At 35.3% G+C, this 20,642-nt stretch carries 24 protein-coding genes; 12 read left to right on the forward strand and 12 right to left on the reverse strand.

Annotated features, from left to right (window positions below; all coding sequences use genetic code 11):
- Positions 1 to 35: 35 nt before the first annotated feature.
- Entirely contained in the window at positions 36 to 1,040 is a 1,005-nt protein-coding gene (locus LF887_RS15025) for a transposase (RefSeq protein WP_236855060.1), read from the forward strand.
- A 227-nt stretch (positions 1,041 to 1,267) separates the two neighbouring features.
- Here the strand turns inward: LF887_RS15025 and LF887_RS15030 are convergent, their stop codons facing one another.
- The 3 genes from LF887_RS15030 to LF887_RS15040 form a co-directional block, all read right to left on the reverse strand.
- Entirely contained in the window at positions 1,268 to 2,185 is a 918-nt protein-coding gene (locus tag LF887_RS15030) for a hypothetical protein (protein ID WP_236855061.1), read from the reverse strand.
- A gap of 263 nt (positions 2,186 to 2,448) precedes the next feature.
- Positions 2,449 to 2,994, reverse strand: a complete 546-nt coding sequence (locus LF887_RS15035; RefSeq protein ID WP_236855062.1) for a helix-turn-helix domain-containing protein — start codon at positions 2,992 to 2,994, stop codon at positions 2,449 to 2,451.
- Positions 2,995 to 3,279: 285 nt separating this feature from the next.
- Positions 3,280 to 3,450 (reverse strand): hypothetical protein, encoded by a 171-nt coding sequence (locus tag LF887_RS15040; RefSeq protein ID WP_236855063.1) that lies wholly within the window; start codon positions 3,448 to 3,450, stop codon positions 3,280 to 3,282.
- A 287-nt stretch (positions 3,451 to 3,737) separates the two neighbouring features.
- On the opposite strand from LF887_RS15040, the gene LF887_RS15045 reads away from it, so the two are divergent.
- Positions 3,738 to 4,700 (forward strand): alpha/beta fold hydrolase, encoded by a 963-nt coding sequence (locus LF887_RS15045; protein ID WP_236855064.1) that lies wholly within the window; start codon positions 3,738 to 3,740, stop codon positions 4,698 to 4,700.
- 951 nt (positions 4,701 to 5,651) lie between these two features.
- Here the strand turns inward: LF887_RS15045 and LF887_RS15050 are convergent.
- From LF887_RS15050 to LF887_RS15090, 9 genes are all read right to left on the reverse strand, one after another.
- Positions 5,652 to 6,773 carry an aspartyl protease family protein gene (locus LF887_RS15050; protein WP_236855065.1) on the reverse strand — a complete coding sequence of 374 codons (1,122 nt, stop codon included), beginning with the start codon at positions 6,771 to 6,773 and terminating at the stop codon, positions 5,652 to 5,654.
- A 76-nt stretch (positions 6,774 to 6,849) separates the two neighbouring features.
- Positions 6,850 to 7,236: a hypothetical protein gene (locus LF887_RS15055; protein WP_236855066.1), complete on the reverse strand. Its 387-nt coding sequence runs from the start codon at positions 7,234 to 7,236 to the stop codon at positions 6,850 to 6,852.
- Positions 7,237 to 7,516: 280 nt separating this feature from the next.
- The gene (locus LF887_RS15060) at positions 7,517 to 8,299 is read right to left on the reverse strand and encodes a GLPGLI family protein (RefSeq protein WP_236855067.1); all 783 of its coding nucleotides are present in this window, start codon (positions 8,297 to 8,299) and stop codon (positions 7,517 to 7,519) included.
- Positions 8,300 to 8,361: 62 nt separating this feature from the next.
- The gene (locus tag LF887_RS15065) at positions 8,362 to 8,556 is read right to left on the reverse strand and encodes a hypothetical protein (protein ID WP_236855068.1); all 195 of its coding nucleotides are present in this window, start codon (positions 8,554 to 8,556) and stop codon (positions 8,362 to 8,364) included.
- A 24-nt stretch (positions 8,557 to 8,580) separates the two neighbouring features.
- The gene (locus LF887_RS15070; RefSeq protein WP_236855069.1) at positions 8,581 to 9,354 is read right to left on the reverse strand and encodes a GLPGLI family protein; all 774 of its coding nucleotides are present in this window, start codon (positions 9,352 to 9,354) and stop codon (positions 8,581 to 8,583) included.
- Positions 9,355 to 9,392: 38 nt separating this feature from the next.
- The gene (locus LF887_RS15075) at positions 9,393 to 9,623 is read right to left on the reverse strand and encodes a hypothetical protein (protein WP_236855070.1); all 231 of its coding nucleotides are present in this window, start codon (positions 9,621 to 9,623) and stop codon (positions 9,393 to 9,395) included.
- Positions 9,624 to 9,837: 214 nt separating this feature from the next.
- On the reverse strand, positions 9,838 to 10,125 hold the full coding sequence (locus LF887_RS15080) for an OmpA family protein (RefSeq protein ID WP_236855071.1): 288 nt from the start codon (positions 10,123 to 10,125) through the stop codon (positions 9,838 to 9,840).
- Between the two features lie 53 nt (positions 10,126 to 10,178).
- Positions 10,179 to 10,844, reverse strand: coding sequence for a hypothetical protein (locus tag LF887_RS15085; protein ID WP_236855072.1), 666 nt, complete (start codon positions 10,842 to 10,844; stop codon positions 10,179 to 10,181).
- 614 nt (positions 10,845 to 11,458) lie between these two features.
- Positions 11,459 to 12,379 (reverse strand): patatin-like phospholipase family protein, encoded by a 921-nt coding sequence (locus LF887_RS15090; protein ID WP_236855073.1) that lies wholly within the window; start codon positions 12,377 to 12,379, stop codon positions 11,459 to 11,461.
- A gap of 211 nt (positions 12,380 to 12,590) precedes the next feature.
- Here LF887_RS15090 and LF887_RS15095 point away from each other — a divergent pair, with 211 nt between their 5' ends.
- From LF887_RS15095 to LF887_RS24330, 10 genes are all read left to right on the forward strand, one after another.
- Entirely contained in the window at positions 12,591 to 13,715 is a 1,125-nt protein-coding gene (locus LF887_RS15095; protein ID WP_236855074.1) for a helix-turn-helix domain-containing protein, read from the forward strand.
- Positions 13,716 to 13,870: 155 nt separating this feature from the next.
- The gene (locus tag LF887_RS24255; RefSeq protein WP_262912475.1) at positions 13,871 to 14,332 is read left to right on the forward strand and encodes a serine hydrolase domain-containing protein; all 462 of its coding nucleotides are present in this window, start codon (positions 13,871 to 13,873) and stop codon (positions 14,330 to 14,332) included.
- A 74-nt stretch (positions 14,333 to 14,406) separates the two neighbouring features.
- A complete protein-coding gene (locus LF887_RS24260; RefSeq protein WP_262912554.1) occupies positions 14,407 to 14,919 on the forward strand; it encodes a serine hydrolase domain-containing protein in 513 nt (170 codons plus the stop codon).
- A gap of 385 nt (positions 14,920 to 15,304) precedes the next feature.
- The gene (locus tag LF887_RS15105) at positions 15,305 to 15,757 is read left to right on the forward strand and encodes a PA2169 family four-helix-bundle protein (protein WP_236855075.1); all 453 of its coding nucleotides are present in this window, start codon (positions 15,305 to 15,307) and stop codon (positions 15,755 to 15,757) included.
- A gap of 110 nt (positions 15,758 to 15,867) precedes the next feature.
- Entirely contained in the window at positions 15,868 to 16,416 is a 549-nt protein-coding gene (locus tag LF887_RS15110) for a type 1 glutamine amidotransferase domain-containing protein (RefSeq protein ID WP_236855076.1), read from the forward strand.
- 138 nt (positions 16,417 to 16,554) lie between these two features.
- On the forward strand, positions 16,555 to 16,866 hold the full coding sequence (locus LF887_RS15115) for a hypothetical protein (protein ID WP_236855077.1): 312 nt from the start codon (positions 16,555 to 16,557) through the stop codon (positions 16,864 to 16,866).
- 54 nt (positions 16,867 to 16,920) lie between these two features.
- Positions 16,921 to 17,091 (forward strand): lmo0937 family membrane protein, encoded by a 171-nt coding sequence (locus LF887_RS15120; protein WP_236855078.1) that lies wholly within the window; start codon positions 16,921 to 16,923, stop codon positions 17,089 to 17,091.
- Positions 17,092 to 17,393: 302 nt separating this feature from the next.
- On the forward strand, positions 17,394 to 18,461 hold the full coding sequence (locus LF887_RS15125; protein WP_236855079.1) for a glycosyltransferase: 1,068 nt from the start codon (positions 17,394 to 17,396) through the stop codon (positions 18,459 to 18,461).
- 187 nt (positions 18,462 to 18,648) lie between these two features.
- A complete protein-coding gene (locus tag LF887_RS15130; protein ID WP_236855080.1) occupies positions 18,649 to 19,134 on the forward strand; it encodes a T9SS type A sorting domain-containing protein in 486 nt (161 codons plus the stop codon).
- A gap of 21 nt (positions 19,135 to 19,155) precedes the next feature.
- On the forward strand, positions 19,156 to 20,598 hold the full coding sequence (locus LF887_RS24330) for a hypothetical protein (RefSeq protein WP_317207775.1): 1,443 nt from the start codon (positions 19,156 to 19,158) through the stop codon (positions 20,596 to 20,598).
- Positions 20,599 to 20,642: the final 44 nt, after the last annotated feature.

Consider the following 20,642-nt stretch of genomic DNA (forward strand, 5'->3'; position numbering starts at 1 on the left):
AAGTTCAACATTTTGTTTATCCTAAATCCAAAGTTATGAAAAATTATTGCTTCCACATTGGGATTGATGTTTCAAAATTGAAATTGGATGTAAATGTATTAAACATTCAAACCCTTGTATCTGAACACTTTGTCTTGAAAAACGACGTAAAGTCCATCAAGCTTTTCATTAAGACTCTCATAAAACGAAAAATTGATATTTGCGATGTCTTATTCTGTTGCGAAAACACAGGTATTTATACTAATCATTTAATTACAATCTCTACAGATTTGAAACTTGATCTATGGGTAGTTCCCGCCATGGAAATTAAGCGGTCCAAAGGAATTTCCAGAGGTAAAAATGATAAGACCGATGCTAGAGATATTTCTTACTATAGTCTTAGAAATATTGATAAATTAGCATTATACACATTAGCGGAACTAGATATTTTAAAGTTGAAAATGCTTTACACTGAAAGAGAAAAGGTCTTAAAATCTTTATTGATAATGCAAACCTCTAAAGAGAATATTGATTTTGTAAATAAAGAAATTCTCACTCAGATTTCAAAGATCAATAGCAGCTTAGTTTGCGCTATCAAAAAATCTATTAAGATGATAGAGTGCAAAATAAAGCAGATTATTCAGTCTAATGAAGAATTACAGAAACAGGACAGACTCATTAAATCAGTACCTGGAATTGGTGATCAAACAAGCCTTTATTTTATAATTGCTACAAAAGGTTTTACAGCCTTCCCAAGTTGGAGGAAGTTTGCCTGCTATTCTGGCGTTGCACCTTTTGAGTATAGTTCCGGCTCAAGTATTAAGGGAAGAACCAAAGTAAATCATCTGGCTGACAAAAAAATGAAATCCCTGTTACAAATGTGCGCTATGACTTCGATGAAATATGATGCCCAGATAAAAGAATACTATTATAAGAAAAAGGCAGAAGGCAAAAATTCCATGCTAATTTTAAATAATATACGATGTAAACTTATAAGCAGGGTTTTTGCAGTGATTAATCGACAAACTCCGTATATAAACACTTACAAATTTGCGTCATAAATTTTAACGGTTTTTATTTGCTTGTTGTCATAGAATGCACAGCAGAAATTAAAAAGCATTCGTTGGGATTTTTTAAGCATAAGAATATCTGAACCTATATTCTTATAAGATTTACATTATTTTTTAACCGGCTCCACTCTACGGTTTTGCGCCTTCCCTTTTTCATAACTATTATCTGTATATCCGTTAGTAAATACCCGTAAAAAATACAATCAGTTGTGGCAACTTTATGCCCCCATATGTTTTAATATCCAGTTTAAACATTCTTTAGAATCCATAATACTCCAGGAATGAGGATGTCTTGTACCGTCCGGACGAATTCCACGATCATTGGTGATGACAAGATCAGCGTTTTTGTGGCCTTTTAGTCTTAATAGATTAATCATAGCTGTAATATCTGCCACATTAAGGTCGTAAATATCCCTTCCTCTGTTTTCCATCTGCCATATAATCCCCGGTTCTGTATATATCAGAATAGGGATATTCAGAAGATATCTTGCATTGCCACCATCTTTTTCACGATAAGAAAACATGGATTCTCTTAGGTAATTGGCTCTGTTTTTATCCGGTGTACCCATAGCATCAACCATTTCAGCAGTTAAATATTTAGCTTCATTAGTGCCAATATCAGAATAGTCTCTTTCCATCTCTCTCTGCAATCTGTAATACATATTCTCGTAATCTAACGGTGTGTCAAGAGCGAATACAGAATTGGGTATAAAATAGGTGTTTTTGTCCCTGATTGCCCTTTCAGCATAGGTAATAGCCAACATTCCTCCGCCGGAAAGTCCTCCCATTGATATTTTATCTTTGGAAATTTTATGCTTTTCCACTGTATCTTTTACCATTCTGTCTATAAAGTTCTGCTCTATATGAAATCCAAAATCCCCATCTTCCCAGGTTGGGAGTAATACGATAATATTCTTCTCCAACGCCAGATCATCCAGCTTAATCTGATTCATTACTTTTTCGCCATTTTCACCTCCACCCGGTAAAATAACAAGTATTCCTTCAGGTTTATCCTTCGGAAGTAATTTCAAATAATGGTTCTGAGTATCTTTAAAAGTGATTTTTTCAGGAGTCTGTCCAAAAAGGTTAGTACAAAACAGGCCCAGGAGAAGGCTAAAGTATCTGATGTGCATCATTAAATAGGTTATTAGTGGTTATAACGCTTATCCCCAAAAAATATTTGATTCATAAAAAGAAAACACTTGCTCTCCTAAATCCCCCGCTCTCCGAAGTCTTCTGACTTTGGAGCAAACTTCAAGGAAATAATCCTCTTACTTACTAGATCAAAGTCGGGAGACTTTGCCAGCGGGACTATTATCTGTAATCGGGTTTTTGCTGCCGAAGCCTACAGCTGAGAGTCTTGGTTTATCTGAAAGCTACAAGCTATAGTAAATGAAAGCTAATAAGCAAATCCAAGTCTGTTTTTAACATGCTTACTTTCTTCATCTCTTAATTTCTGATTGGTCATAATTTCATGTTCTTTATCCTTTTGGATGACTTTAAACCAATTTATCGCGGGAATCAGTCCGTTGGAATGTAATTCAAGCCTGATGATGAACTCATCTGTCGGCTTTCGATGATTATTAATATATTGGCTAAGCACAGCTGGCTTAACATCTACCTCAACAGCAAAGTCCTTATCTTTTTTGTCTTGTCTGCTAACATACTCATTTAAAAAAAATCCAAAATTAAAAGCTTCCAAATATTGACTGCTATCTATATAGTCTTCCAATTGAAACTTTAGCTGTAACAATCTTGAATACATTTTTTGCCTGTGAGTGCGATTGTCAAATTGGTTCCGTCGAGCTACCCAAAAGTCCTCCTCATCTTTTTTCTCTTTTGCATTCAAAACTTGATCTGCCGGAAAGACAAAAGCATCCGCAAGTTCTTCACCTGTAAACTTTGAAAAATCTGTTTCCTTACTTTCCTTTCTATTTGTCTTCATAATATTCCTGAATTAATTTTAATGAATTTTCTCCTTCAGTTATCAAATATAGTTTGGTTGACTGTAGTCCATATTGTTGTATATAATGTTTTTCAAGCTTTGTTTTTGGTTTTAAACATACATACCCTCCAAATCCTTTTTTAAATGATTCTCTACATACAAATGCAATAAGACAGCCCGCAATTCTGCTATAATTCTGCGATTTACCAACATTTTCTTTGGAGGCCGCCAGAAGTCTGATTTCTAAAGCGTAATCCTGTGGCCGCTCCTCTATTGATAGTAGCCCTATGGTTCTTCTTTATCTTCTACTGCTAATTTATAAACATGAAAGTTTTTTTCTTTGTTCCAATTAAAATCAAATCGCTTGGTTTTATTAATTTGCGAAATTTCAACAGCAGCAATTTTAGTTATTGTTGCAGCCTGTTTCTCACCCGTAATTTTATTTAATACGTACATTGCTTAACAAATATACAAAAATAAAGTTTACATTATATGTAAACTTTATCACAAGTTACTTCTTTTTCAGGTAGCTTGCTCGACTTCAGCGAAGATATATTACCAGCTATTCTAAGTCTCCAATCTTTGAAGCAAGTTTAAAGAAAATAATCTAATTTACTAGCTTAAAGTCGGGAGACTTCACTCAGCAGAAGGTAATAGATCTAATTTATTTTTAACTGCTGACACACTGCTGTCACGGTGCTGCTGTAAGTTTGCATCATTAATTAATCTTTAAAAGAATAACAATGACAAACGAAATTAACTCAGTATTGAAGCCAACCCATTTTCCCAACCCTACTCTTATTTCAGTGAATGGTGTAGAACTGGAAGTTTTTGAAGCAGGTAAAGAGAATGCTGGAAAACCTATTGTACTCTGCCACGGCTTTCCGGAACATGCTTTTTCCTGGCGTCATCAGGTGCAGGCATTGGTTGCAAATGGGTATCACGTGATCATTCCCAATCAGAGAGGGTATGGCAACTCATCCCGTCCGACCGAAGTCACTGAATATGATATTGTACACCTGACGGATGACCTGGTCGCACTACTGGATTACTTTGGATATGAAGATGCCACTTTTGTTGGTCACGATTGGGGAGCCAATGTTGTTTGGAACCTGGCACTACTGCATCCTAAGAGGGTAAATAAAATAATAAATCTGGCTTTGCCTTATCAGGAGCGCGGAGAACAACCATGGATTGAGTTGATGGAAGCTATATTTGGAGGAGACTTCTATTTTGTTCACTTCAATCGACAGCCAGGAGTAGCAGATGCCATCATGAATGAAAACACCTCTCAGTTCCTCCGTAACCTATTCCGCAAAAATGTACCTCCAGCACCACCGGAGCCCGGAATGCTGATGATCAATCTTGCAAGAGCAGAAAGTCCAATGGGAGAACCCTTAATGGAAGACAGCGAATTGTCTGTATTTGTTTCTGCTTTCGAAGCATCAGGGTTTACAGGAAGTATAAACTGGTACAGAAACCTTGATAGAAACTGGTACTTAATGGCAGACATACCCCCAATCATTCATCAGCCGACTCTTATGATATATGGTAAACAGGACACGATTCCCAAATCCGAAAACCTGAAAAATATTGTTCCTGATCTGGATATTGTGAGTCTGGATTGTGGCCATTGGATTCAACAGGAAAAGCCGGAAGAAACCACCCAAACAATTTTAAAATGGTTAGAACAACAGAACGATTAATAAGCAAGTAAAAAGATATTGTCCTCAAAGCCGGACAGATTGGAAACAATGGTTGGGAAAAACCACCAGGCCAAACAATCTGTTTGGCTTTATTACACCAACAAGTCTAGCCTTCCTTCAATAAGTTGGAGTAAAACCGTTGATGAACCACTTTGCTTCAGTTGGATTGACAATTATTCGTCTATAAAGCGAGATTGCTTTTATATAGATTTTTGAAATTTTATTTCTTTTTAGAAGTTGTGCGTTCGCTTTTTTATTTATTACCCCGCTCTCCGACGTCTCCCAACTTTGGAGATTTTATTTCAAACCAATAATTAAAACTCATTTCACCTTCTCACAAGAACCATAGAATTCCTTAAAAACGTCACTACAAAGGCCGTAGGCCGTTCCAAAGACCCTCTAGGTACTTCCCTAACCCCCTCGAGGGTCTTCCCAAGGGGCTATACCCCCTTAAGGAACGGCCTATACCCCCTTACCTAAGGGGCTAGAACCACTTGTATAACGGGCTCGAGACACTTACCCAACGGGCTTCAGGCCGTTCTGCAAAGGCTATCACCCCTTACCATAGTCCCTGGAGGGGGTTATGAAACGGGGTGCAGGGAGATACTATACAATATGTACACATTGTACACAATTGCGTACATATTGCATATGATGTGCAATTATGGATTTCCATACTACAGTACCCCTGCTCTCTGAAGCCTCCTGACTTTGGAGCAAGTGTAAAAGTAATATTTACTAGCACAAAGTCGGGAGACTTTGCATCTAAATGTGATATTGAAGAAAACACCGTTAGGAAAATTAAAAATATTGCCTTAGGAACAGTAAAGACCGAATACAATATGTCTATAAAAACACTAGCAAAAATTTGTTGAAAGAAAGAAATTACTTTAGAAGAGTTTTTTAGAAAAATAAAAAAATAAAATCCCAATAATTATTGGGATTTTAGTCCTAGTTTAAATATTTTAAAATGTCTTTCTTTTCTAAGGTAAATTTTTTATGAGATTCATTTTCTATTGTAATAGATGTGTTTTGTTCGAGAAGTTCCTTTATTTTACAGAAATCTTCTGGATTCATTTTAGAAACATCAGTATTGTTTATTTTCACGATTTTATCCGTCAATTTTAAATCAGATAATTGAGGTATTTCAAGCTTGTTTACAATGATGAGACTATTGTCAATAGGAGCGAATGCTACTCCGAAGCTTTGGTATTCAGGGGTTTTCTCGGTTTTTGCAAGAATAATTTTTTTGTTAATAAAATCAAGATCAACTAAATAATTCTCTATAAACCTTGTACCAATCAGATTAGGAGAATCTGAGCTGCTATCTATAATCTGATTACCAAGTTTTGTGTTATTGAACTCAACTTCCATCAGGTCAACTTGTCTTTGTCCTTTGACAATACTGTTTAAAGATTGAGACAAAAGTCCTTCAAAAGTTAAAAAATTTTTATCTTTTATTTTGTCATAAGATTTCTGATTAACTGTAAAGCCCATTCCTGAGCCAGTATCAAATATAAACTCAATATTTTGATTTCTTATTTTAGCATTGATTTTTGGAACACTTGTAAAATTTTCTTCTAAAAAAGGAATTGCTGCAATAATATTTGATTGCTCTTGAGATTTTTCAAAAACATTAATAGTTTTTGATTTAAAATCAATTCTCCACAATTTTTGTTTCATCATATTAGCTCCAAATATTCCACTAATTTTCTTACATGCGCGACCACTCATCCAGCTAATATCTGCAAATGAAAAATTTAAATTTTTTATATTTAAATCTGATATTTGTAGTTTATCCGTTGAAAAAACCTCCATCTTCGACTTTGCATTGTTGGCGTCTACTGCTTCAAAAATAGTCTTGCTTTTCTTTTCATTTAATTGATCTTTTAATTCAGATGAAATAATAGTAAAAGCTCCGGAATCAAAAATGAAATTATGAGGAGTATTTTTAATATTTACACTAACGACAATTTTTCCATCAATCAGTTCGAAAGGTATTGTAGTTGCGTTAAAAAAGAAAGGAAATAATATTGATGCAAATAAAAATAAATGTTTTTGAAGATTTCTCATTTTATATTGATCTTTGATGTCAAACAAATATAGAAATAAAAAATAAAGACTGCCAAGAAGGCAGCCTCTTATTAAATTACCAAGTCCACTTGATTCCTACAGAACCTGTTACAGTTGTAGCACCAGTTTGTGGGTTCGTTGTTGTACTTACATTCGTTGAAACTTCTTTTTTCTTTTTTCCTCTTGCGGCAAAAGCTGAAGGAGGCGTTGTATCCTGCATTTCAACAGGAATCTGTCCTAAGAATCCGATTGCCAAACTGAATCCTGTTACTCTGATGTCAACAAGTTCAAGTTCTTTTAAATAAGCTTGTTGCTCTTCAGACATTTCGAAGTTTTCAGAAATAAATTCAACCGGGTTGCTAGAAACATATTCCGCAACTTTTAATCTTTCGTCGATTGATAATGCGTTCAACTCTTTTTGTTTTGACTGCACTCCTTCCGGAGTAAATGGAAATTTTTTCATAATGATTTGGTTTGGTTAATTTGGTTATTAATTAGGTTAACATTGGAAGAGCTCTTATCCTTTTTCTTACTGATACAAAGATAGTTTTGCATGGCGACAGAACTCGTCGTGTTAAAATTTAATTGATGTTTTTTGATGTTTTTTAGGAAAAAAATAAGGCTGTCTCGAAGACAGCCCGCTCTCCGAAGTCTCCTGACTTTGGAGCAAACTTAAAGGAAATAATCCTCTCACTACTAGCTCAAAGTCGGGAGACTTTGCCACAGCGGGAATGCTTTTATCATTAATGAATTGTCAATTCTATAGGATTATATTGTTTTGCTCTTTCTGCAGATTTTTTTCTCAACATATTCAAGGTTTCTTTATCCTCAATATAGTCATTGAATTGGTTTTGATCAGCAATTTCTTTCCGTTGATAATCAAAAATTTTAGTTTTTTCAACAAATTTTGCACCTTCTGTATTCATATTTGCTGATTTGCATAGATACTTTCTTTTTCCAAACTTATATAATGTATAATGATAATCATTATTATCATCATATACTTCTAAAATGAGTCCAGGTAACTTGTTGAATTTATATGGACCAAATGGAAAAGGAATATCCTTAGCAAACCAAGCTATCCAAGTTCTACCATATTTCTTTGTAGTAGCTTTTTGAGTTTTATACTTTCCGATTGTTTTGTATTCATTTACTAATTTCCAATTTATATCATTGGTTTCTTCGTATTTAAAATTTTTATTTGCAATGGGAGCAGTAACATATATTTTTCCATCCGTCGTGCCAATATTTTCACGAAAGAAAGTAAAGTATTTACCATTACTGCTATTATTATCGTCCAGCTTTTTTTCATATCTTAAAGAATCTCCTATATATTTGTTCATATTTTTAAAGTAGGATTCTTTTTCATTTATTAACAATGCAAATGCTGCTTCTTCAATTTTTGCATTCGGAATATTTAGTAATTTATACTGTAATTTATAATCAGCCTCATAAATAACATTAAAGCTTGTTTGTGAAAATAGTTTAACAGATAACAGGATGAAGACTATTGCAAGTTTATTCATAATATAAGAGTAATAAATCCATAAAATTAATTATGGATTTATAATTTAGATTGATTAAATGTTTAATGGGTATATAAAACTACATCGGCAAATGTTCCACAAACTGCAAGATTAATAGACTCACAGATATTTTCAATATGTGCCAAAGATCCAGAAGCTCCGTTTACCATTAAAATTTGACCACACGAGGTTCTGAAGGGAAATGCGCTTGCTATACCAGCGATGAATAAAGCACCTACTAATAATGTTTTTTTCATAATCGAAATATTTAAAATTAAAGTTTAGTCAAGAAATGTATTCATTTTTTTTAACCGATCAGACATTATTTTTGTCCTATCATTTCCGTTAGAATCTACGATTTTTAAATTTCCATTATACATTGACGGATTTTCGGTATAATTTTTCCTCGCTTCTAAAAACTGTTGCTTAGATTTTGTTTTTACATCGTTACCATAATTTAATGGTTCGATTAATTCATCAGATTTTTTAATTTCAGTTGCGTATATTTCTATTGTCTTATTTTTATTATAGACTTCAAGCACCAATCCAGAAAGACCTTTAAATCTAAATGGTCCATCGGGAATTTCAATGTCATTTGTAAACCAAGCAAAATAAATATCACCTGTGTCTGTTATTGCTTTTGCTAATCGGGTTTTAAACCCTTTTATATCCTTTGTATCCTTTAAAATTTCCCATTGCAATTTGGGTTCCTCATAGGTAAATATATATTTTCCAACCGGAAGAGATACCAGTAATTTTTCATTTGTTTTATAAACACTTCCTACTGATTTCGGGTATTTAGGAATTGCACCTGCATTTGTACTTATCGTTTCTTTTGATGTTCCGTTATAAAATGATTTTGCCTCACGACTAAAATAAACTGATTCCATATTATTGCATAATAAGGTTGATGCATAAATATTTACCTTATCTCTACTTAGGCTATCAGATATCATTTTTGTCTCATAATTAACTTCCATCACAGCTTTATTGTTTTGAGCAGATAACGTAATAAAACCAGGTATTAAGCAAAATGAATATAAAATACTTTTCATTTGTAAAATTCTATTATATGTAATATACACTATAAAACTTATTCACCATTATAGGATTTCGTATTTACTAAAACTTTATTATTATGTAGAATACATGCAAGGTGAAAAAGGGTTTTAGCTTCATAAAATTCTTTAATTTTATTTAAACGCTTTTCAAATGAGCTTAAACTGCTTGGCTTAATACCGTCATTTTTTAATCTTTCGGATATTTCATTCTGACAAAAACCTTCTTGAAGATACTTAATAATCAATTTTTCTATTTCATCCATGAAGTAAAATTAAAATCCATGCTATTTTTTACCTTACAGAATCCTGCTCTCCGAAGTCTCCTGACTTTGGAGCAAGTTTAAATGAAATAATCCTATTTACCAGCTCAAAGTCTCACAACCTATTCAACAGAAATTAAAACAAAAAAATCCCAGCTTTCGTTGGGATTTTTTTAAGCAAAAGAATATCTAATCCTATGTTCTTATAGGTTTTATCTTACTTTTTCACCAGCTCTACTCTACGGTTTTGTGCCTTCCCTTCTTCAGAACCATTATCTGCAATCGGGCTTTTGCTGCCGAAGCCTTCTGCTGAAAGTCTTGATTTATCTATCCCTGAAGTGGTTATCGCATTCAATACAGCTGCAGCACGGTCTTTTGACAGTTGGATATTATGGGCATCATTTCCGCTGTTATCCGTATATCCGTTAATAGCAAGTTTTAGACTGTTGTCGTTTTTCAGAACTTTTGTTATTTCATCTACGGCTGTTTTACCATCTGTCTTCAAACTCGCTTTATCTGTATCAAAATTAATATGCAATACGGCCTTGCCTGTTGCATCTAATTCTTTTTTATGTCATCAGATTTTACTATTGAAATCGTTTGCTCAAACGGTGCTTTCTGTAGAATTTGTATTACTCCAACCCCCGTATTTCCAGATACCTGAATATAAATATCATCGCCATTTGGCCTTCTTATGACATATACTTTTACGGGTTCATTCCAATAATCTATAGAACCTTCCTCGCCAAAGTATTTGGCTTCCTGTTTTATTCTGTCAAGCTCTTGCTGAGAGACTTTACCATCAAATATTTTTACACCGCCTAATTTTGTAATGGCGTCATCATAGCTTTTCAAAAAATACGGCAATGACCAATCTTCTTTATTGCTTTTCTCTTTTTCCACATACGTTTTCCACACTTTTCCTTCTATTGGCGTCATTAAACCGTTAAGCGGAACAAAAAGCATGTCATAACTTCTTTGTACCGGTTTGTTTTGGAACTCCAGTCCTTTGGGTAAACTGAAAAAGGGAAAATCACCTACCTCAGCCGTGGAAACCGGCACAGAGTTAATATCAAATTGAGCTGTCCCTCCTGGAGATTTTTCTGTAGCTGTAGTATTTTCTATGGCGACAGTATCTTTTGCAGCATTTGCTTTTTGTTCAGCTTTTTTGTTACAAGCAGCAAGCAAAGTGCCTATTGATAGAATAATCAGTGTCTTCTTCATTTTAATAGTTTTATTTTTTTGGTGTATAATTTTTTTAAATAATGAAAGATAAAACAACACAAATCTTTCTTCATCAGAATCGTTCTGTATATTTTTATACTGTACTATTTTTGCGGCACTAACTTACAAATAAAATGCGAATGGAATCCTTTAGCTCCAAGGATTTTTTGATTAAAAAGATAATGTACAAATGACGTGTTTTTCTGGCGCAAAGTTTTAGCTTCATTATGCATTTTCAGAGAGCAAAGGCTGAAATCAACTTCGTTGATTCGTCGAAGCGTACGGGTAAGCATACCGCTTCACCAGCGACGAAGCTGCATCCCTTTGCCCACTTACAATAAAGCGGGATTATTCATCAACTTTGCGCTAATTTTTTAATTTAAAAAAAATTTCAGACACGATCTATTAGGTTTCCCCTAGCTCTATAAAGTATCTGACTTTGGAGCAAGTTTAAAGGAAATGATCTTTTTACTAACTCAATGTTCGGAGACTTTGCAACAGAATTCGCAGATCTACAAATACAAGTATTCTATAGCATAGATATAATGGTATTCCCCAAATAAACAGAATGAAAATCGGAAAACAGATTCTTCACAACTTTCCTTATGATCAATTCAAATAAGATCTACAGGTTTCGCTTTTAACACTAGGCTTTTGCATTCGGTGGTCTGGAAAAGCTCGAGCCCTTCCTGCCACCATTTCGTCATCTCCTCTTTATCAAATATAAATGAATGGGTGGTGAGTATCCTGTTGATAAAAAAGAAATTGATGTGTACATTGGTGGTTGCCGCTTCCAACTGTGAAATAATAAGATCATCACTGGCAATCTGGTTCAGCATAAAATCTGTGGTACGGGCGAAAACATCTAATACATTCTGAAGAGGTGGATTATTGTATGACGTTTTTTCCAGTCTCAATACAATGGTATCTATGGATGATGCTCCCTTTTCCAGGGCGTGCTGTAAAGGAATAAGATTGCCAAAGCCTCCATCTGCATATTCATTTCCGTTTTTTTGGCATAAGCTCATCAAAGGAACCATATTGGATGAAGCCCAGATCCAGTCGCAGAAATCCTCATAGCTATGGTCATTAGAAGATTTGTATTCTATTTGCTGCGTGGTAAGGTTGGCCACTGTAACCACAATTTCTTTTTTCAGTTCTTTTATTTTTTCAAAATCATGCTCTGTAAAGCTATGGCGGATAAGATTTCTGAGGTTGGTACTATCTCCTAATGTCTTTTGCTTTTTTATAAACTGCTTTATAATCCCCAGATGGTTGATCCCTATTTTTACTTTACCATTCTTATTCGTTATTTTAAATGGGCAAACCGTAAAAATATCCGACTGCTCGATGGTGGTATAAAGCTTTTTAATTCTTTGGATATCTCCAAGAGCGAGAAAAGGAATCAGAAGGCTTCCTGTTGAAGTCCCTACAAAAAGTTTATAGTCGTTTTTATGATTTTCTATAAGATGTTCAGCTACGCCTCCTGCAAAAGCACCTTTGCTTCCTCCTCCTGAAATGACCAATGCTTTCATAATTGATTAAAAATTAACTTAGTACTAATTTAATGATAAATTAAATAGGTTATTCATAATAAATTGGGGATACTATACACCATTTTATACTATTGTTGTAGAATCTTCGATTTTTGACGAAAGAGGGGTCTCATAAATTGATTTTCCTTTTTTTCCTTATTGGTAATTCTATTTCTTTGTTACTTATATCCTATTTTTACAAAAAGATTACATGGACAAATTAAGTTTTCTGGAAGTTATTGCTGCGATGGCTGTTTTTATATCGCTGCTGCTTGCCGTATTTTTGTTAACGGTAAAAACGGAAAGAAAACTGGAAAACAGGTTATTTGCAGCGTTCCTTATCATGAATGCCATTGATATCAGCGGAATTTTCATGCATCTTTTTGTGGAGAGTTACAATCTGAAAGCTTTCAAAATATCTGCTTACTTATTGGTAATGCCTCTTTTCTATCTGTATGTGAATGCTGTTTGTTATTCTGATTTCATCTTAAAAAGAAAGCATTTACTGCATCTTATTCCTTTTATTGTTGCCAACTTAATGTTGGTTCCAAGGCTTTATCTGGCAGAAGGTGCTGCTAAAGAAGCTTTCTTTACAACAATGTGGCACTCTCCTGAAATGTTTGTGTATCAGCTCATCGGAGAACTGCAGTTTTTCTATTACATTGTTGCTGTATTCATGATCCTCAAAAGATATAAGAAGATTTATCTTGAAAACTACACCAATCCCAACACCTTGTTATACCAATGGCTGTTTCAGCTTACCCTCATTTTCCTGTTCATCCATGTCTGTATTTTTTTAAAAAATATAATGCGGTATACCGCATACAACGATCTGTTTATCTGGCTGCATATTCTGGCAGGAACTTCCTTTTTACTGGCTGCCTGCTGGTTTATCTTAAAGGCATTAAATTATCCTGAGCTTTTTCGCAGAATTGATTCTACGTTACAACCGACAGAAGATTTTGCAGAAACATTAGAAACTGAAAATAAAACCGATGAAACAAAAAGTTTTCAGATCGAACAGCTTAAGAAATTTATGGTTGAAAAGGAACCTTTCCTTGAACCTTCATTAACGATTCAGGAACTGGCAGATCAGGTGAATATTCCTGTTCGTGAGTTGTCGGTATTGATTAACCATCACCTCAATCAGCACTTTTTTGATTTTGTGAATGAATACCGCGTTAAAAAAGCAATGACGATTCTGAAAGATCCCACGAAAAAAGAATATACGGTGCTGGAAATCTTATATGAAGTGGGTTTCAATTCAAAATCCTCTTTTCATACTTCTTTTAAAAAATACACGAACCAAACGCCAACGGCATTCAGAAACAATTGATAATTAATCCATTGTAAAAAATCGAACTTTGCATTGCAGATAATCGGACTCATTGTATTCATTAAAATGAGTCCGACTTTTTTATACGGACTTTTTTCAGGATTCCCTACAGCATATTTGCATCAGATTATCAATATTAAATTAAAATTCTGACCATGAAATATGTAATCCCTGTTTTATTTTTTGCCTTACTTGGCTGTAATAGTGTTCCCCCAACCCATCAACAAAATGTTGAAAGCGCCATTACAAAAAATGCCCTTCAGTTATTAGAGGACAAAAGATTTCATTCTGTTTCTATTGCCGTGCTTAAAGATGGAAAATCTACCATCAAACATTTTGGAGAATTAACGATTGGAAAGGGAAACAAACCCAACGATTCCACCCTTTATGAATTAGCTTCCGTCACTAAAACTTTTACAGGTTATATCGCCGCTAAAGCCGTACTGGATAAAAAGCTCAATTTAGAGGATGATATCAGAACCTATCTTAACGAACCTTATCCCAATTTAGAGTTCAAAGGTGAACCTATCAAAATCAAACACCTCATCACCCATACCAGTGGATTTCCTAATTTCCCTATAAAAAGCGAAAATAAAAAGGCTTTTTTGAAGGATTAAAACTCATCAACATTGAAACGAAGCCCGGAGAAGTCTATTCTTATTCAAACATAGCTCCGGAGCTGACCGCCTATATCCTTGAAAAAGTGTATCAAAAATCTTTTGAGGAACTGCTTATTGAATTTGTCTTGAAGCCCAATACCATGAACCAAACAAAATTTACACTCACTGAAAATGACAGAACAAGATTGGTTAAAGGCTATAACGATAAAAACGAGCTAATGCCCAACTTCAAAAGAACTTTATGGGGTGGAATTTCAGGATTGCATTCTACGACTACGGATTTGGTGAAATATATGAAACTGCAGCTGAACCCATCCAATTCTATTGTCAAAGAATCTCATAAAAAACTATACAAAGAAGGTTCTGATTTTTGGGAAGGCTATCACTGGTACATCATAGAAAATGATCATCAATTAATGTACAGACATCATGGCGGTATCTACGGAATGCAAAATTGGTTTGTGATCTTTCCTAAACAAAATATAGGAATATCCATTTTAACAAACACCAGCTTTAATGAAACAGGAGAAATTTTGGAAAAAGTAGTGGGTAACCTGTACAATGACATGCAAGCTAAAAAATAAACAATATAAAAAAGCAGGTTAGCAATCAAAGCCTATGGAAAAGTACGATAAGATCCAACTATGCCAATTTTCGATTGTTTTTTATGCTTAAATTTTAAAAAACTTTAGATTACGATTACAGGAAATGTTTAAAATTTTCTGATAAATGAGCCTTACCCTTCTTTCCTAATTATATTCAATCCCACCAAATAATCAGTAAAAATTATCTAGGGGGAAATAGAAGTACGTCAGTTAATTTTCCCTACTTTCTAAGATGCCTTCTGTTATATATTTAAGATTTATTTGTTAAAATTTTAAGATTTCTTTATGTACCACATCTTATCAAATCTCCTGTTTAAGGCATGGCATTTGCAAAGTTTATAGTACCAATTTAAAAATATAAAATATGAGTACCGAAAGAACAGTTTCAGTATTAAATGATTTACTGAACATTACGAATGACAGAATTCAGGGATTTTCTAAAGTTGAAGATAAGGTATGGGATCAATACCCTCATTTGAGGGCAGATTACGATACTATGGTATCACAATCTCAGACGATGAAAAATGAACTTACCGGCCTTATTACAGAGAGAGGCGGCGTACCCGATCAATCCGGATCAGCTGCCGGGGCACTCCACAGGGCATGGATAGATGTAAAAAACTCTTTTGCAGGAGATACAGCTAACGCCACATTGGGAAATGTAGTATATGGCGAAAATGCAGCTATTGATGCCTATCAGGAGGCATTAGACAGTGGTGATCTTTGTCCGCAAAGCTCACAAGTTGTACTGGATCAGCTTCATCAGCTAAAAGCTTCCCATGATAAATTTCAGAACCTTGAGGATTTAAAGATTTAAAAGAATATCCGCTTCATTGCATGAAGTGGAGTTTTTCTATGAATCTTCAGAGCATGATCAGAGCTCTTTTACCGGACATCCTGATCAACCCATAACACAAAAATATTATTATGTCAAAAAAAATAGCAATACTGGCCACACACGGCTTCGAAGAAAGTGAGCTAAGCTCACCTAAGGAATATCTGGAACAGCAGGGATGGACCACCCATATTGTAAGCCCCGAAAACGGCAGCATCAAAGCCTGGGCAGAAAAAGACTGGGGTAAAGACTATCCTGTAGATCAAAGTTTAGATAATGCAAATGCTTCAGACTATGATGCGTTGGTTTTACCGGGAGGTGTGATCAATCCGGATCAGCTCAGAACCAACGAAAAAGCGATCGGCTTTGTTAAAGATTTTTTTGCCCAGCACAAACCTGTAGCAGCCATCTGCCATGGTCCGCAGGTATTAATAAATGCCGGTGTTGTAGAGGGCAGAAATCTAACTTCTGTACATTCAATCAGCCAGGATTTAAAAAATGCAGGCGCCCGCTGGGAAGACAGCGAAGTGGTAGTAGATGCAGGACTCGTTACCAGCAGGACTCCGAAAGACCTTCCCGCTTTCAATGCTAAAATTGTAGAAGAGATTAAGGAAGGAAAGCATCAGGAACACACCTTATAAAAAATAAAGTCCGGTTCTTCCGGACTTTATTTTTTTCTTTAAATTCAATATAACAATAAATATTTTTCATTTAAAATATACCACATTTCTATTTTATGGCAAAAAAATTGTAGTTATTTAAAAATAAACAACAATCGTATGAACAAAATAGTAAAAATTACATTGGCCCTTGCAGCAGGAAGTTTTTTGCTTTATCTGGATCAGCGAAAAAAGAAGAAAAAGACTAAAATATACCTGGCTCCTGACGGAAACACTTATAAAGAAAATCAGATTTACCGGACTTATAATAACAGGCTTTATAGGAACGGCAAGGAATTTCACTACTCCTTACCTGAATTAGATGACCATCATTATTCAAATACAAAGTACAGTAATGATCATGTTCATATACAGTATAAAACGATTCAGAAAAACACTAATTACCATCATAAAGGTGTAAGGCATCAATAGACTGAACCTTCCAACCTATATTCTACCACAACACTAACCACAAAAAATAGTATTATGAGAAATTTATTATGGCTTGTTGCAGCAATCTGCATCGTTATATGGCTTTTAGGAATGCTTGGAATAATTCCGGGAATGGACACAGGAAGTTTGATTCACACGCTTTTGGTTATTGCTATTATTGTTGTTCTTATCAACATCTTTACCGGCAGAAAGCCTCTTAATTAGAGTAAAAATAAGCCAATAAAAAACAAAATCAGAGTAAAAAATCCCCCGCTCTCTGAAGTCTCCTGGCTTGGAGCAAGTATAAAGGGAATCATCTTATTTACCAGCGCAAAGTCGGGAGACTTTGCCTTTACTTTGAATTCTATAAAAATGACTAAATTTATTCAAAGGAAAGCAGAGGTAATTAACCTAAAAATAAAACAAATATTGTTTTTTGATCCAGTATATTTACACCTATAGCTTCCTATTGTAAATAGCTACAATTAATACCTGTATATTTATACCCTAAAAATCATTTGAAGCCAATGAAAATAAGCCTGTGTCTAATTGTTAAAAATGAAGAGAAAGTTCTAGGCAGATGTTTGGAGAGTGCAATAAAATTTGCAGACGAAATCATCATAGTAGATACTGGCTCTACTGATAGGACCAAAGAAATTGCTCAACAATTTACAGACAAAATTTTCGATTTTGAATGGGTTAATGATTTTTCCGCAGCCCGCAATTTTGCATTTTCCAAAGCGGTTATGGATTATCAGATGTGGCTGGATGCTGATGATGTTGTCCCGGAAAAATCAGTGGCAGAAATTAATGACCTGAAGAAAACCCTGAAAGATCATGTTGAGATGGTCACTATGAAATATGTTTTGTCATTTGATCACAACAACAATCCTTCTTTTCATTCAACACGGGAGAGATTATTTAAAAGAAGTAAAAACTATCAATGGATCGATCCGGTTCATGAATGTATTCCTCTGATCGGTAATCTGCAGTATACGGATATTGAAATTTGGCATAAAAAAACAAAAACTGAAGAACTTTCTACAAGAAATATAGATATATACAGAGCTTTGGAGAAGAATGGAAAAGAATTTTCTGCAAGGCAATGGTATTATTATGCCAGGGAACTGAAAGATCATAACGAGACGGCTAAAGCTATAGCCTGCTATGAAAAGTTTTTAAATTTGGGATCAGGCTGGGGAGAAGATATCATAACGGCTTGCCATCAATTAGCTATTGAATATAAAAAGATGGGCGCTCAAGAAAAAATTCTGCCGATTTTATTCAAAAGCTTTGAATATGACGTTCCAAGGTCGGATATTTGTTGTGAACTGGGATATTATTATAAAGAGGAGCAAAATTATCATCAGGCATTTAAATGGTTTGATTTGGCTACAAGGCTTCCTAATGCCAATCCTGTTGGTTTTGTATTTTCTGATTATTCAGGATATATCCCTAATATTGAGGCTTGTGTCTGTTTATCTTTTTTAGGAGACTATAAAAAGGCCCATGAATACAATGAGAAAGCATCTCTTTCAAGACCAGATTGTCTTTCTGTAAAACAAAATAGAGAGTATTTAAGGGATCTTATCTAATGGGTACGATGTATCAAAATTCTCTTTTCTTAGTTTTCATCAATCAGTTTTAATGTAAAAGGATAGAATGATAGAAATAGCAGAAATATAGTATGATTCTTTTTAATTATAAATTAATATAGTTATCATAATATAATTATATATTTGATAGATAATAAAAAACTAATAATATATTCGCTAATATGATATGAAAACTACACTTTTTACACTTTCTTTGTTTCTTGCTAGTTTCTCGATTCAGGTTTCGGGACAAGAAACTCTAAATACCAGTGGCACTAATATGTCAGGCACCACAGGGAATGTTACAGCTTCTTTAGGCCAGATTTTTTATGAAACAGCATCTTCTCCTGCAGGAAATATTGCAACAGGTGTTCAGCATTCTTATGAAATCACACCAACATTAGGAGTTGATATCACCGAAATCAGTTTGAACCTTACTATTTTCCCCAACCCCACAGCAGATATTCTTAATTTGAAAATGGGGTTTAAAGATTATAATAAATATCGTTATGATATTTTTGACAGCAGCGGCAAGTTACTGGCAAGCCAACCTGTTCTTCAGGCACAAACTCAAATTATAATGGCATCTTATCCAGCTTCAATCTATTTATTAAAAGTATCAAAAGAAGGGAAGACCATCAAAATTTTTAAGGTTCTAAAAACAGATAAATAAAATATAAAAAACTAATTACCTATGAAAAAGCTTTCTTTTCTAGCAGCCTCTCTGGCTTCTGCTTTAGTGTTTTCGCAAGTGCAGGATGCAATGAGCTATCAGGCTATTATCAGAAATTCAAGTAATCAATTGGTTAGCAATCAGAATGTAGGAATGAGATTTTCTATATTGAAAGGTTCTACAACAGGAGCAGTAGTATACTCTGAAACTCAAACTCAGCCTACCAATAGCAATGGCTTGGTGACTGTAAAAATAGGTGCCGGTACATTAGTGAGTGGTTCTTATTCTACAATTAACTGGGGAGCGGATACTTACTTTATAAAAATAGAAACAGATCCTGGTGGATCAAACAACTATACCATAACAGGAACATCACAATTATTAAGTGTTCCTTATGCTTTATATGCGAAAACTTCAGGAAGTTCCCTTCCTGGACCCCAAGGAGCCACTGGAGCAACAGGGCCAGCAGGAGCTCAGGGATTAGCTGGTGTAACGGGAGCAACAGGGCCAGTTGGTGCTCAGGGACTAGCTGGTGTAACGGGAGCAACAGGAGCCCAAGGGATTCAGGGAATAGCTGGTATTACAGGAGCAACAGGGCCAGTGGGTGCACAGGGACTAGCTGGAGTTACAGGAGCAACAGGGCCAGTTGGTGCTCAGGGACTAGCTGGAGTTACAGGAGCAACAGGGCCAGTGGGTGCACAGGGACTAGCTGGAGTTACAGGAGCAACAGGGCCGGTGGGTGCACAGGGAATAGCTGGTGTAACGGGAGCAACAGGAGCAACAGGGATTCAGGGAATTACAGGAGCAACAGGGCCAGTGGGTGCACAGGGACTTGCTGGAGTTACAGGAGCAACAGGGCCGGTGGGTGCACAGGGAATAGCTGGTGTAACGGGAGCAACAGGAGCCCAAGGGGTTCAGGGAATAGCTGGAGTCACGGGGGCAGGTTTTGCCAATGGAACAGCTTCAGGACAGGTCTACATAACAGGATCTACTCCATTTGCTCCTTCTAATCCGGTAAGTATAAGCGGTGACATCACAATGAACAATTCTGGAGTTACAACTATTGGAACTTCGAAGGTAACAACAAGTCAAATTGCTGATGCGTCTGTTACCGTAGCCAAAATATCTACCTCTTCCGGTACAGCGAGTTCTTCCACATATCTTAGAGGGGATGGAACCTGGTCTGCGCCAGGCAGCGGTGGTGTACAGTTATTAACAGGAACAGCTAATATCACCCTGCCAGCAGCAGGATCAGCAGGTACGTTTACCATTACAGTCAATGGCGCAGCTGTGGGTGATGCGGTTATTGTAAACCCAACTGGTACTATTTCGGCAGGAACCAGTACTTATCCACCTATCTATACGACAAAAGTAACAGCAGCAAATACAGTCACTGTTTATATATATGATTCCGGTAGTGGTGGCGGCTCGTCCTTATCTTTTAAGGCGACTGTGATCAAGTAGATCATATGCTATTTTATAAAACAGATAATAATCGTATATGATTA

It is taken from the genome of Chryseobacterium sp. MEBOG06, from assembly GCF_021869765.1.
GTDB lineage: Bacteria > Bacteroidota > Bacteroidia > Flavobacteriales > Weeksellaceae > Chryseobacterium.

Excerpts from the sequence above, each read along its gene's own strand:
- LF887_RS15025 (WP_236855060.1), top strand. The coding sequence starts at position 36 with ATGAAAAATTATTGCTTCCACATTGGGATTGATGTTTCAAAATTGAAA.
- LF887_RS15030 (WP_236855061.1), bottom strand. The coding sequence starts at position 2,185 with ATGATGCACATCAGATACTTTAGCCTTCTCCTGGGCCTGTTTTGTACT.
- LF887_RS15035 (WP_236855062.1), bottom strand. The coding sequence starts at position 2,994 with ATGAAGACAAATAGAAAGGAAAGTAAGGAAACAGATTTTTCAAAGTTT.
- LF887_RS15040 (WP_236855063.1), bottom strand. The coding sequence starts at position 3,450 with ATGTACGTATTAAATAAAATTACGGGTGAGAAACAGGCTGCAACAATA.
- LF887_RS15045 (WP_236855064.1), top strand. The coding sequence starts at position 3,738 with ATGACAAACGAAATTAACTCAGTATTGAAGCCAACCCATTTTCCCAAC.
- LF887_RS15050 (WP_236855065.1), bottom strand. The coding sequence starts at position 6,773 with ATGAGAAATCTTCAAAAACATTTATTTTTATTTGCATCAATATTATTT.
- LF887_RS15055 (WP_236855066.1), bottom strand. The coding sequence starts at position 7,236 with ATGAAAAAATTTCCATTTACTCCGGAAGGAGTGCAGTCAAAACAAAAA.
- LF887_RS15060 (WP_236855067.1), bottom strand. The coding sequence starts at position 8,299 with ATGAATAAACTTGCAATAGTCTTCATCCTGTTATCTGTTAAACTATTT.
- LF887_RS15065 (WP_236855068.1), bottom strand. The coding sequence starts at position 8,556 with ATGAAAAAAACATTATTAGTAGGTGCTTTATTCATCGCTGGTATAGCA.
- LF887_RS15070 (WP_236855069.1), bottom strand. The coding sequence starts at position 9,354 with ATGAAAAGTATTTTATATTCATTTTGCTTAATACCTGGTTTTATTACG.
- LF887_RS15075 (WP_236855070.1), bottom strand. The coding sequence starts at position 9,623 with ATGGATGAAATAGAAAAATTGATTATTAAGTATCTTCAAGAAGGTTTT.
- LF887_RS15085 (WP_236855072.1), bottom strand. The coding sequence starts at position 10,844 with ATGAAGAAGACACTGATTATTCTATCAATAGGCACTTTGCTTGCTGCT.
- LF887_RS15090 (WP_236855073.1), bottom strand. The coding sequence starts at position 12,379 with ATGAAAGCATTGGTCATTTCAGGAGGAGGAAGCAAAGGTGCTTTTGCA.
- LF887_RS15095 (WP_236855074.1), top strand. The coding sequence starts at position 12,591 with ATGGACAAATTAAGTTTTCTGGAAGTTATTGCTGCGATGGCTGTTTTT.
- LF887_RS24255 (WP_262912475.1), top strand. The coding sequence starts at position 13,871 with ATGAAATATGTAATCCCTGTTTTATTTTTTGCCTTACTTGGCTGTAAT.
- LF887_RS15105 (WP_236855075.1), top strand. The coding sequence starts at position 15,305 with ATGAGTACCGAAAGAACAGTTTCAGTATTAAATGATTTACTGAACATT.
- LF887_RS15110 (WP_236855076.1), top strand. The coding sequence starts at position 15,868 with ATGTCAAAAAAAATAGCAATACTGGCCACACACGGCTTCGAAGAAAGT.
- LF887_RS15115 (WP_236855077.1), top strand. The coding sequence starts at position 16,555 with ATGAACAAAATAGTAAAAATTACATTGGCCCTTGCAGCAGGAAGTTTT.
- LF887_RS15120 (WP_236855078.1), top strand. The coding sequence starts at position 16,921 with ATGAGAAATTTATTATGGCTTGTTGCAGCAATCTGCATCGTTATATGG.
- LF887_RS15125 (WP_236855079.1), top strand. The coding sequence starts at position 17,394 with ATGAAAATAAGCCTGTGTCTAATTGTTAAAAATGAAGAGAAAGTTCTA.
- LF887_RS15130 (WP_236855080.1), top strand. The coding sequence starts at position 18,649 with ATGAAAACTACACTTTTTACACTTTCTTTGTTTCTTGCTAGTTTCTCG.
- LF887_RS24330 (WP_317207775.1), top strand. The coding sequence starts at position 19,156 with ATGAAAAAGCTTTCTTTTCTAGCAGCCTCTCTGGCTTCTGCTTTAGTG.